The 10,598-nt window shown below is 64.0% G+C and carries 11 protein-coding genes and 2 tRNA genes; 4 read left to right on the top strand and 9 right to left on the bottom strand.

Annotated features, from left to right (window positions below):
- Window positions 1-68: 68 nt before the first annotated feature.
- From C0V78_RS02215 to grxC, 6 genes are all read right to left on the bottom strand, one after another.
- Complete coding sequence (locus C0V78_RS02215) at window positions 69-371, bottom strand: septum formation initiator family protein (RefSeq protein WP_371514412.1); 303 nt, start codon at window positions 369-371, stop codon at window positions 69-71.
- Between the two features lie 161 nt (window positions 372-532).
- Window positions 533-609, bottom strand: a tRNA-Arg gene (locus C0V78_RS02210).
- Between the two features lie 36 nt (window positions 610-645).
- Window positions 646-767 (bottom strand) — tRNA-Arg (locus C0V78_RS14830).
- Between the two features lie 67 nt (window positions 768-834).
- Complete coding sequence (locus tag C0V78_RS02205) at window positions 835-1,323, bottom strand: DUF1178 family protein (protein WP_101796237.1); 489 nt, start codon at window positions 1,321-1,323, stop codon at window positions 835-837.
- Window positions 1,324-1,332: 9 nt separating this feature from the next.
- Window positions 1,333-2,151 (bottom strand): carbon-nitrogen hydrolase family protein, encoded by an 819-nt coding sequence (locus C0V78_RS02200; protein WP_101796236.1) that lies wholly within the window; start codon window positions 2,149-2,151, stop codon window positions 1,333-1,335.
- Window positions 2,151-2,408, bottom strand: a complete 258-nt coding sequence (grxC, locus tag C0V78_RS02195; RefSeq protein ID WP_101796235.1) for a glutaredoxin 3 — start codon at window positions 2,406-2,408, stop codon at window positions 2,151-2,153. Before grxC ends, C0V78_RS02200 begins: the two co-directional genes overlap by 1 nt.
- A 152-nt stretch (window positions 2,409-2,560) precedes the next feature.
- Between grxC and C0V78_RS02190 the strand changes: the two genes are divergently transcribed.
- Window positions 2,561-3,031: an Hsp20 family protein gene (locus C0V78_RS02190; protein ID WP_101796234.1), complete on the top strand. Its 471-nt coding sequence runs from the start codon at window positions 2,561-2,563 to the stop codon at window positions 3,029-3,031.
- A 357-nt stretch (window positions 3,032-3,388) separates the two neighbouring features.
- Here C0V78_RS02190 and C0V78_RS02185 read toward each other — a convergent pair whose 3' ends face one another.
- The 3 genes from C0V78_RS02185 to tpiA all read right to left on the bottom strand — a co-directional run bounded on the left by C0V78_RS02185 (window position 3,389) and on the right by tpiA (window position 6,374).
- A complete protein-coding gene (locus C0V78_RS02185; RefSeq protein ID WP_101796233.1) occupies window positions 3,389-5,023 on the bottom strand; it encodes a CTP synthase in 1,635 nt (544 codons plus the stop codon).
- A 105-nt stretch (window positions 5,024-5,128) separates the two neighbouring features.
- A complete protein-coding gene (gene secG, locus C0V78_RS02180; RefSeq protein WP_101796232.1) occupies window positions 5,129-5,518 on the bottom strand; it encodes a preprotein translocase subunit SecG in 390 nt (129 codons plus the stop codon).
- Window positions 5,519-5,603: 85 nt separating this feature from the next.
- A complete protein-coding gene (tpiA, locus tag C0V78_RS02175; RefSeq protein WP_101796231.1) occupies window positions 5,604-6,374 on the bottom strand; it encodes a triose-phosphate isomerase in 771 nt (256 codons plus the stop codon).
- Window positions 6,375-6,606: 232 nt separating this feature from the next.
- On the opposite strand from tpiA, the gene C0V78_RS02170 reads away from it, so the two are divergent.
- The 3 genes from C0V78_RS02170 to C0V78_RS02160 are packed head-to-tail and all read left to right on the top strand — an operon-like array spanning window position 6,607 to window position 10,584.
- Complete coding sequence (locus C0V78_RS02170; RefSeq protein ID WP_144039818.1) at window positions 6,607-8,538, top strand: peptidyl-prolyl cis-trans isomerase; 1,932 nt, start codon at window positions 6,607-6,609, stop codon at window positions 8,536-8,538.
- A gap of 14 nt (window positions 8,539-8,552) precedes the next feature.
- Entirely contained in the window at window positions 8,553-10,067 is a 1,515-nt protein-coding gene (trpE, locus tag C0V78_RS02165; RefSeq protein ID WP_101796229.1) for an anthranilate synthase component I, read from the top strand.
- Between the two features lie 7 nt (window positions 10,068-10,074).
- Window positions 10,075-10,584: a YcxB family protein gene (locus tag C0V78_RS02160; RefSeq protein ID WP_101796228.1), complete on the top strand. Its 510-nt coding sequence runs from the start codon at window positions 10,075-10,077 to the stop codon at window positions 10,582-10,584.
- Window positions 10,585-10,598: the final 14 nt, after the last annotated feature.

Below are 10,598 nucleotides of genomic sequence, written 5' to 3'. Positions count from 1 at the left end.
AACCTGCCCCGTGCACTTTTATTTCCGATTTGCGAAATAATGATCGCTCCTTCACGGAGCGAACGCCCTCACTTGAGGATCATCACCATCTCGTCCTGATGGACGACGTTCAGGTCACGGCGAACCAGTTCACCGGCAAGATCGGGATCCGCACCATTGGGATCGAGCAGGGCAACCCGGTTCTTCAGGTCATCACGCTCCACCTGGGCCTGCTTGAGCTCGGCCTTGCGCTGATCGAGCATGCGCAGGTTCTCGCTCCACGCCAGAAGGCCGCTCGGACCGGCAATGGCGAGACCGCCCATGAGAAGGAGCGCGGCCAGCGCACCCAGCTGGGTGACCTTTTCGCCCTTCAGACGGGGTTCTTCGCGCATCCTTTTCATGCGCCCAAGAATCATATTCGATTCCAGCATGCAAGAGGAAAATGTGAAGGTTTTTTGGCGGATTCGGAGCCATTCCCGCACATTCTCCGATCACCGCGGTTAACAGCATGAAACGCGGTGGTTTTTCGCAGGCGCAGGAAACTGTGCAAAAGTGGTGCGCCCGACAGGATTCGAACCTGTGGCCCCCAGATTAGGAATCTGGTGCTCTATCCTGCTGAGCTACGGGCGCACTGGCAGTGGCTCTAGGATGGGTTTGCGCTTCGGGCAAGCCCGACAGGATTGGCCGCCGCTTCGCTCTGGCCGTCTCCGGCGCGACGCGCCTCCGACTCCGAACCTGTGGCCCCCAGATTAGGAATCTGGTGCTCTATCCTGCTGAGCTACGGGCGCACTGGCAGTGGCTCTAGGATGGCTGTGCGCTTCGGGCAAGACCGACAGGATTGGCCGCCAGCGCCGATCAGTTCGCCTCACCGGGCGGCACAATCGGGAACAGCACGGGGGCGATCTCAACCCCCTCCTCGATCAGTTCAAGCGCTTCATCCGGCGAGGCCTGACCGTGGATCGGCTCAGGATCGCGTTCGCCATAGTGGATGGCGCGCGCCGTATCGGCAAAATCATCACCCACCCAGGTCGAGGATTTGAGCGCCTCTGCCTGGGCCTTTGCGATGGCCTTGAGCATTTCGACGGCTTCGGGCGGGATGACCGGACCGCTGTTCGTTACTGGCGCCGGCGTCGGCCTTGCCGCCCTCGCCGGACGAAGGTCCGGGAGCTGGTTACCCTTGCGGCCAAGGTTGGGTGCCTGCACGGCCTTGATCACATCGCTGCTGCCGCAGGAGGGGCAGGTTACAAGGCCCCTTCCCTGCTGGCGCTCGAAATCATCGGAAGAGCCGAACCAGCCTTCGAACCGATGCTGCCCCGTGCGGCATTCAAGGTCATAGACGATCATGATGAGCGCCTATTTGGGAATTGCCCTGCGGTTGGCAAGGCTCGGCAGCTGGGCGCGCACTTCGGCAATGCGGCCAAGGTCGATATCGACCAGCCCCAGCCCGGGACCGGCCTCTCCCATGTCGAGCAGGACCTGCCCCCACGGATCGATGACTAGCGAATGGCCATAGGTTTCGCGTCCATCTTCATGACGGCCCACTTGCGCAGCACTGAACACGAAAGCGCTCGCCTCGATCGCGCGGGCGCGCTGGAGCACATGCCAGTGATCACGCCCCGTGGGGACGGTGAACGCCGCCGGGATTGCGATTGCATCGCACCTTTTCCGGCCAAGCTCCTCGAAAAGCGCAGGGAACCGGATGTCGTAGCAGATCGCCAGCCCAAGGCGGCCGAGCGGCGTGCCCTCGGCAATGCCTAGCACTTCACCCGGCGCATAGGCATTCGATTCCCGCCAGGATTCTCCGGTCGACAGGTCGACATCGAACATGTGCAGCTTGTCATAACGCGCAGCGATGGCACCGGTCGGATCGATCACGAAGGCACGATTGGCAAAGCGGCCGTCCCCGCGCGCAACCGCGATCGAACCGAGCGCCAGCCAGATCCCTTCCCGCGCTGCGGCATCGCGGCACATCGCCAGAACCGGATCATCGCCTTCTTCGACAACCCTTGCGCTCGCCCGCCGACGGTCCCGGTCGATCAGGTTGGACATTTCCGGCGTGAACAGCATCTCGGCGCCATCGGCCTTCGCCCTGGCAAGGGCATCGACGATGGTCCGGCCGTTAGCGTCCGGATCGATGCCCGAACACATCTGCAACAGGGCAATGCGCGGCATCAGAGGCCCAGTGCCGGATCCAGCTTGCCCTGCGCATCCAGCGCATGGATATCGTCGCAGCCGCCATAGGGCACGCCATCGATGAAGATCTGCGGAACCGTGCGCGCACCGGGTTTGCGCTCAACCATTTCGGCGCGCTTTTTCGAGTCCATGGTGACATCGTATTCGACGTATTCAACGCCCTTGCTGTCCAGCAGGGCCTTGGCTCGCACACAGTATGGACAGCCCCATTGCGTGTAGATTTCGACGTGTCGCATGGTGATCCCGTATGAAGGACTTGAATCAGCCGGGCGCTACCATATCTCTTGAAACGTGTCATGCGCCGTTCCGGGCATGATGCATTGTCGACGGGATGCCCGGTTGCGGGGTCTCGCCAGAACCGAAGATTGCTCAATTGAGGATTTTTGCCATGAACCGTTTCGATTTCACCCCCTATCGCCGCAGCACCGTGGGCTTCGATCGCCTGTTCGACCTGCTTGAGAACGCAGGGCGCAACAGCGGCGACAATTACCCCCCTTTCAATATCGAGCGTCGCGGCGAAGATGCCTACCGCATCACGCTGGCCGTCGCCGGGTTCAAGCCTGACGAGCTCGATATCACCGCCCAGCAGAACCTGCTTGTCGTATCGGGCCGCAAGAACCCCGAAGCGCAGGATGCGTCGCAGTTCCTCCATGTCGGCATCGCCCAGCGCGGGTTCGAACGCCGCTTCGAACTGGCGGATTTCGTTCGCGTCGATGGCGCCAACCTTGAAGACGGGCTTCTTTTCATCGACCTGGTGCGCGAAGTGCCCGAAGCGATGAAGCCGAAGAAGATCGCCATCGCCGGCCAGAAGACCCTCACCCTGGTCGAGGGTGACAAGGAAGCCGGCAAGGCCGCCTGACGCCTCCGTTCAATCAACCCCTAAAAGTTCGGGGGCGGACCCGGGAAGGTCCGCCCCCGCGACATTTGCATGCCGCCCTGTCCTTCATTGATCGTCCGGGTCGCAGAAGACGATCAGCTCGGGAACAAGCTCAAAATTCCGTGTCACTTGCAGAGGGTGTTAGGCGCTCTGGCTCCGGGACCGGTATCACCGATCCTGGCCCGCATAGCCTGCTGAAACTTGCCCACCCCCCTAGAGTGCAACTCTGCATTAACGCAGCTTCTTGTGGCAGGCAATGTCCTGATACCATGCTTCCACACCGGGTGAACGCAAGGTTTTCGCTTATGGTTAATCTGTTAACACCCGTAGTTCGCGGGGTTAGACAAGTCGCGCCTGAGCGAGTGCCGCTCCGATAAATCCGGCAAAAAGTGGATGCGGATCAAAGGGTTTGCTCTTCAGCTCGGGATGGAACTGCACGCCGACGAACCACGGATGGTCCGGACGCTCGACAATCTCGGGCAGCAGGCCGTCAGGCGACATTCCTGAAAAAAACAGTCCGCCTTTTTCCAGTGATTCGCGATACGCCCCGTTAACCTCGTAGCGGTGGCGGTGACGCTCCCAGATGGTCGTCGCACCGTAAATGGCAGAGACGTGGCTGTTAGCGGCAAGCTTCGCTTCGTAAGCACCCAGGCGCATGGTGCCACCAAGGTCCGAATCCGCGCCGCGCTGCTGCAGGCCCTCCGGGCTCATCCATTCGGTGATGATGCCCACCACCGGTTCGCTGGTCTCGCCAAATTCGGTCGAGCCGGCACCGGCGATTCCGGCGGTATTGCGGGCCCCTTCGATGCAGGCCATCTGCATGCCGAGGCAAATGCCGAAGAAGGGAACCTTGCGCTCGCGCGCAAAGCGGACAGAGGCGATCTTGCCCTCGGTTCCGCGCACACCGAAGCCGCCGGGAACGAGGATACCGTGCAACGGCTCGAGGCGCGAGACGATCTCGCTGTCGTCATCGGCTTCGAACAGTTCGGCATCGATCCAGCGGATGTTCACCTTCACCCGGTGCGCCATGCCGCCATGGACCAGCGCTTCGTTCAAGGACTTGTAGGCATCGGGCAGGCCGACATATTTGCCCACCACACCGATCGTCACCTCGCCCTCGGGGTTCTGGTAACGATCGACGATGTCCACCCAGCGCGAAAGATCGGGAGCCGGACTTTCGAGACCGAAGTGACGCAGCACTTCCGCGTCCAGCCCCTCGGCGTGATACTGAAGGGGAACGGCATAGATCGAACTGGCATCAAGCGCCTGGATCACCGCTTCCTTGCGGACGTTGCAGAACTGGGCGATCTTTGCGCGCTCGTTCTCGGGCAGCGGATGTTCGCAGCGGCACAGCAGCACGTCGGGCTGGACGCCAAAGCTGGTCAGTTCACGCACCGAATGCTGCGTCGGCTTGGTCTTCAGCTCACCGGCGGCGGACACATAGGGAACCAGCGTGACATGGATCGAACAGGTCTCGTCCCGGCCAAGTTCGTTGCGCAGCTGGCGGATCGCCTCGATGAAGGGCAGGCTTTCGATATCGCCCACCGTTCCGCCGATCTCGCAGAGCACGAAATCGAGGTCATCGGCTTCGGCGCGGGCGAATTCCTTGATCGCGTCGGTAACGTGCGGGATCACCTGCACGGTCGCGCCCAGATAGTCGCCACGTCGCTCCTTGGCGATGATGTCGCGATAGATCCGGCCCGAGGTGATGTTATCCGCCTGCCGCGCGGAAACGCCGGTAAAACGTTCGTAGTGGCCAAGATCGAGATCGGTCTCCGCGCCATCGTCGGTCACGTAGACTTCACCGTGCTGGTAGGGGCTCATCGTCCCCGGATCGACATTCAGATAGGGATCGAACTTGCGGATGCGGACCTTGAATCCGCGAGCCTGCAGCAGTGCTGCGAGGCTAGCCGCCATGAGACCTTTGCCGAGCGAGGAGACCACGCCGCCGGTAATGAAAATGAACCGCGCCATGGGAGTCGGGCCTTAAGCGAGAGTGTGGGTGTTGGGCAAGCGCACAAAGCAGCAATCCACAACTGCCGTAACCGGCAGGTGGCTGCAACTTTGGCTATTGCCGGGTTACTTGGTGGCGGGTGCCGCCGGGTTCGGATTGGCTGCCGGAGCCGCAGGCCCGGCCGCAGGTGCCGCCGGATTGATGCCCGGTGCGCCCGGATTCGGCGCGGCCGGAACCTGTACCGGTGCCGGCGTCGCCCGGTTGAGCGACGTGTCGATCTTCTGGCCCGAGCCATGACCGGCTGCCAGCGCCGCCAGCAGGATCGAAAGACCGACGAAGATGATCGCCAGGATCTTCGTTGCGCGCGACAGGAAATCCGCCGCACCGCGTGCCGACATCAGGCCGGTCGGGCTGCCGCCCACGCCAAGGCCACCGCCCTCCGACTTCTGCATGAGGATAACGCCGACAAGCAGCGCGCCGACGATTGCCTGGACGACAGTGATGAAGAGGAACATGGGCTAATCCGGGCCTTTGACCTGAGTTGAGGGGCATCTAGGCGCACCGGGCTGCTTGCGCAACCCTTGCGCGCCTGTCGCCCGCTCAATCGACCGGTTCGGTTCCGGCGGCAGCGATGATCGCCGCGAAGCTTTCCGCCGCGAGGCTGGCGCCGCCGACGAGCGCACCGCCCACGCCTTCTGCGGCGAGCAGGGCAGCGGCGTTTTCAGCATTGACCGAGCCGCCGTAAAGGATGCGGACGCCCGCTGCCTTCTCGCCATAGGCGGCTTCGATGCGGGTGCGGATTGCCTTGTGCATGGCCACGACGTCAGCCACTTCGGCCACGCGTCCGGTACCGATGGCCCAGACCGGCTCGTAGGCTACCGAAACCTTGCCGGCGGGCAGATCGGCAATAGCTTCGAGCGCGGGCAGCGAATTGTCCACCTGCTGCGAGACAACCGCTTCGGCCTGGCCGGCATCGCGCTCTTCCAGCGTCTCGCCAACGCAGACGATCACACCCAGACCGGCTTCGATCGCGGCTTCCGCCTTGGCCTTGACCAGCGCGTCGTCCTCGCCGTGATCCTTGCGGCGTTCGGAGTGACCGACAATGACGAAGCTGGCGCCGCAATCGGCAAGCATCGGGGCCGAAATGTCGCCCGTATGCGCGCCCTTCGGCTGGACGTGGCAGTCCTGCCCGCCAACGCCGATTGCCTGCGCCTCGTCAGCCAGCGACTGCACCAAGGTGAAAGGCGGCGCGAGTGCAACCTGCACCCCGGGATAGCGGGCTGCAGCGCGGTTGATGGCACGTGCCTCTGCCAGCAGGGCGCGGGTGCCGTTCATCTTCCAGTTGCCGACAATATAGGGGGCAGACGACATGGCTTACCGATAACTCCTTGATCTTTCGAAATTCCGGCGAATCCCTATCCCGCGGGTGCCGGCGCAATTGCGGGCCAGCTAGGCAAGGGTCGCGCAGATGTCAAAAGCCACTGCGACGAATCGAGTGGGCGATCTTCCGATTGCGGCAGCCAGTACCATGGGCATTGCCGTTCCCGCCCAAGCGCCCTAAAGCCCCGTTTCTGTCCTTTCCATCAGGGTGAAGCTGCCGGCAATGCTCGAGTTCTTTCGCAAGTTCATGAAGTCCAAGCTTGGCCTCGCGGTAACGCTGGGTTTTGTCGGACTGCTCGCCCTGGCCTTCGTGCTGGCCGACCAGGCGACGAACATTTCCGGCGGCGGAGGCGGCGACAAGGTGGCCACTGCCGGAAGCCGCAAGATCGACAGCCGCACGCTTTATGCCAATGCGATTTCGGCGGTCGACCGCGCCCGGCGTCAGAACCCCGGTGCCAACATGAAGGAATTCATCGCGGCCGACGGCCTGAACCAGATGGTCGAGCAGATGCTCGATGCAGCGGCGATCACCGTCTGGGGCGATGACCATGGCCTGGTTGCCGGCAAGCGCCTGGTCGACAGCGAATTGCTCAAGATCCCCGGGTTCCGGGGCACCGACGGCAATTTCAGCGACGCCAACTTCACGGCCATGCTGGCGCAGGCCGGCATGACCGAAAAGCAGTTCCGCGAACAGGTCGCCGACGATCTGGTGGCCCGGCAGGTTCAGGTTCCCGCCGCCTTCGGCGCACGCGTTCCGTCCGACCTTGCCCTGCGCTATGCCCAGTTGCTCACCGAGAAGCGCGAAGGTGCGATCGCCCTGATCCCGTCTGCCGCATTCGCCCCGCAGGGCGAGCCTTCGGCGCAGGAGCTGGCGAACTATTACCAGGCCAACCGCAACGCCTACATGCGGCCCGAACGCCGCGTGATCCGCTATGCGACCTATGACGATACGGTCATCACCAATGTCCCTGCGCCCACCGAGGCCCAGATTGCCGAGCGCTACAATGCGGAGGCCGAGAAGTACAAGGCAACCGACGCGCGCAAGCTGACTCAGGTGATCGTCCCGACCGAGGCTGCGGCCAAGGTGATCATGGGCGAGCTGGCCAAGGGTGGCACGCTCGATGCAGCCGCGCGCAGCAAGGGCCTCTCCGCCGCCGCCATCGCTTCGGTGGAAAAGGGTGCCTACCGCCTGCAGAGCTCCGCTGCCGTGGCCGACGCGGTATTCGCTGCAAAGCCCGGTGCAATTGTCGGCCCGCTCAAGGGCAATCTCGGCTGGTTCATCGTCCGGGTCGAAGGGACCAGCGGCAACGCGGGCAAAACGCTTGACCAGGCGCGCCCCGAAATCGTCGCCGCCCTTGCGGCAGAGAACAAGCGCCACGCACTTGCCGAGTTTTCGGCCAAGATCGAAGACGGCTTCGACAACGGCGGTTCGCTTGCCGATATTGCCAAGGACCTTGGCCTGACGCTCAAGCAGACGCCCCCGGTCCTCGCCGATGGCAGCATCTATGGCACCGAAGGCCAGAAGGCCCCGCCGGAGACGACCCGCATCCTGCAGGCCGCCTTCTTCATGGAGGGCGAAAACCAGCCCCAGCTGGCAGAGATCGAGCCCGGCAAGTCGTTCATCGTGTTCGACGTGTCCGGCATCCAGCCTGCCGCCCCTGCTCCGATTGCCGATGTCCGCGCACAGGTTGTGGCAGACCTTATGCTGCATAAGGGTTCGCAGGGAGCCAAGGCTGCCGCCGAACAGGTGCTCAACTCCGTCCGCAAGGGCAGCGAGATGCAGGCCGCCGTGGCCGCTCTGGGCAAGGCCCTGCCGCCGGTTGACCAGGTCTCGATGGGCCGGATGCAGTTGCAGGCCATGGGCCGCCAGCTGCCGCCGCCCGTGGCCCTGATGTTCGCCATGGCGCGCGGGTCGGTGAAGATCCTGCCGGCACCGAAGAACCGCGGCTTCTATGTCGTCTCGGTGAAGGCGATCACGCCGGGCACCATTGACCCGCGGGATCCGGAACTGGCGCGTGCACGCCAGGATTTCGGCGGCCTTGCCGGTCGTGAATATGCCGAGCAGATGCGCACTGCGATCCGCAAGGACGTGGGCGTGAAGAAGGTGCCGTCGGTGATCGAAGCAGTGAAGCGCCAGCTTCTCGGCGGCAACTGAAGCATCAGCCGGCAATGACGGGAAAACCGGAAAACTGGGACCGGGCGCTTGCCCAGCTCGAAGCGGGCAGGCCGGCGCTGATCTGGCGCAAGCTGGTTGCCGACACCGAGACACCGGTGGGCGCGGCGCTCAAGCTGTTCGAGGCTGAACGCGGCGATTACCTGCTGGAATCGGTCCAGGGCGGCGAAGTTCGCGGTCGCTACAGCCTGCTCGGCATCGACCCCGACATGGTGTTCCGGGCCACGGGCCACCAGGCTGAAATCAACCGCAGCTGGCGGACGGATCGCGGCGCATTCAGCCCGCTCCCCGGCGATGCCCTTGGCGAGCTTCGCGCGCTGGTCAACGCTTGCCGGATCGACGTTCCCGATGAACTGCCCAAGGCGCTGGCCGTACTGGTCGGCTATTTCGGCTATGAAACCATCGGGCTGGTCGAAACCCTGCCCCGCGCGCCGCAGTCCGGCCTCCAGCTACCGGACATGCTGTTCGTGCGCCCCACCATCGTGCTGGTATTCGACCGGCTGACCGATGACCTGTGGTGCATCGCGCCGGTGTGGAGCGAAGGTGCCTCCCCCGCCCGCCAGCTTGAAGATGCCGCCACGCGGATTGACGAGGCGCTTCGCCGCCTTGCCGAGCCCGGCGGTCCGCCAATGCCCTTCCCTGCGCTCCCGGAACCACAGCTGACGCCGGTACTGCCCGAAGGCCGCTATCGCGACATGGTGCTGAAGGCGAAGGACTACATCACGGCGGGAGACATCTTCCAGGTCGTGCTGGCCCAGCGTTTCACCACGCCGTTCAGCCTGCCGCCGATCGCGCTTTACCGCGCGCTGCGGCGGGTGAACCCATCGCCGTTCCTCTATTTTCTCGACCTGCCCGGATTTGCCGCGGTCGGCTCCAGCCCGGAAATCCTCGTCCGCGTCCGCGATGGCGACGTAACCATCCGCCCGATCGCCGGCACCCGTCCGCGCGGTGCGACACCGGACGAAGACCGCGCCAACGAGGAAAGCCTGCTGGCCGATCCCAAGGAACGCGCCGAGCACCTGATGCTGCTCGACCTTGGCCGCAATGACGTGGGTCGTGTGGCCGAGGCAGGCACGGTCCGGGTCACCGAAAGCTACACCATCGAACGCTACAGCCACGTCATGCACATTGTCAGCAATGTCGTCGGACGTCTCGATACGGCAAACCACGATGCGGTCGATGCGCTCTTCGCGGGCTTCCCTGCGGGCACGGTCTCAGGCGCGCCCAAGGTGCGGGCCTGCGAGATCATCGCCGAACTGGAGCCTGAGACGCGCGGGGCCTATGCCGGCGGCGTCGGCTATTTCGCACCCGACGGATCCGTGGACAGCTGCATCGTGCTGCGCACCGGCATCGTCAAGGACGGAACCCTGCACGTACAGGCCGGCGCGGGGATCGTTGCGGATAGCGACCCGGCCTACGAACAGCGCGAATGCGAGGCCAAGGCCGGGGCCCTGTTCGCCGCCGCCCGCGAGGCGGTACGCGTGGCATCGGAGCCCGGCTTCGGCCAGTGACGCCCGGGTGGAACGGCACGAGTTCACCCTGCAACTGACCCCGCAGGACTGCGCGGAGGGCGCAGCTTTGCTTGCCGGGCGGCACCCGCTGCGCCGGATCGGCCCGCTGGTCATCGTCGCCATCTCGCTTGCCGTCGGCGCGCTTGTCGCCATTGCGACAGCCCGGCTGGGGCATCAAGCTGACGTGCGCCGCGCATTCGGGCTTGGTTCTGCCCTGTGCGCCCTCTTCCTTGGCGTGCAGTACCTGATGCTGTTGCGGATCGCCGTGCAGACGACTCGCCGTTCGATCGAGGCTGGCGGCTGGTGCGAGCGCGCGGTGAGCGGGCGGATCGACGACGAGGGCTTGGCTTTCGGCGATGGATCCAGCGCTCTTGCGTGGAGTGCTGTTCGTCGCTGCATCGAAGGCACCGATCACTTTGCCATCACTTCAGCCAGCCTTCCCCCGATCATCCTGCCAAAGCGCGCAATCGGCCCGGATGCTGGACAGTTCCTGAGGGCGGCGACAGTCCGCGCTTGATCGCGCGGGCAAAT

Origin of the sequence: Novosphingobium sp. TH158 (assembly GCF_002855555.1) — a bacterium.
Taxonomy (GTDB): domain Bacteria; phylum Pseudomonadota; class Alphaproteobacteria; order Sphingomonadales; family Sphingomonadaceae; genus Novosphingobium.
Note: the sequence above shows the minus strand (reverse complement) of the source record. Positions and strands in the feature narration are given on the sequence as shown.

What these genes read in the sequence shown, in the direction of transcription:
- trpE (WP_101796229.1), top strand. Translation starts at nt 8,553, where the DNA reads ATGACGGGAAAACCGGAAAACTGGGACCGGGCGCTTGCCCAGCTCGAA.
- C0V78_RS02205 (WP_101796237.1), bottom strand. Translation starts at nt 1,323, where the DNA reads ATGATCGTCTATGACCTTGAATGCCGCACGGGGCAGCATCGGTTCGAA.
- C0V78_RS02185 (WP_101796233.1), bottom strand. Translation starts at nt 5,023, where the DNA reads ATGGCGCGGTTCATTTTCATTACCGGCGGCGTGGTCTCCTCGCTCGGC.
- secG (WP_101796232.1), bottom strand. Translation starts at nt 5,518, where the DNA reads ATGTTCCTCTTCATCACTGTCGTCCAGGCAATCGTCGGCGCGCTGCTT.
- C0V78_RS02200 (WP_101796236.1), bottom strand. Translation starts at nt 2,151, where the DNA reads ATGCCGCGCATTGCCCTGTTGCAGATGTGTTCGGGCATCGATCCGGAC.
- grxC (WP_101796235.1), bottom strand. Translation starts at nt 2,408, where the DNA reads ATGCGACACGTCGAAATCTACACGCAATGGGGCTGTCCATACTGTGTG.
- tpiA (WP_101796231.1), bottom strand. Translation starts at nt 6,374, where the DNA reads ATGTCGTCTGCCCCCTATATTGTCGGCAACTGGAAGATGAACGGCACC.
- C0V78_RS02190 (WP_101796234.1), top strand. Translation starts at nt 2,561, where the DNA reads ATGAACCGTTTCGATTTCACCCCCTATCGCCGCAGCACCGTGGGCTTC.
- C0V78_RS02170 (WP_144039818.1), top strand. Translation starts at nt 6,607, where the DNA reads ATGCTCGAGTTCTTTCGCAAGTTCATGAAGTCCAAGCTTGGCCTCGCG.
- C0V78_RS02215 (WP_371514412.1), bottom strand. Translation starts at nt 371, where the DNA reads ATGCGCGAAGAACCCCGTCTGAAGGGCGAAAAGGTCACCCAGCTGGGT.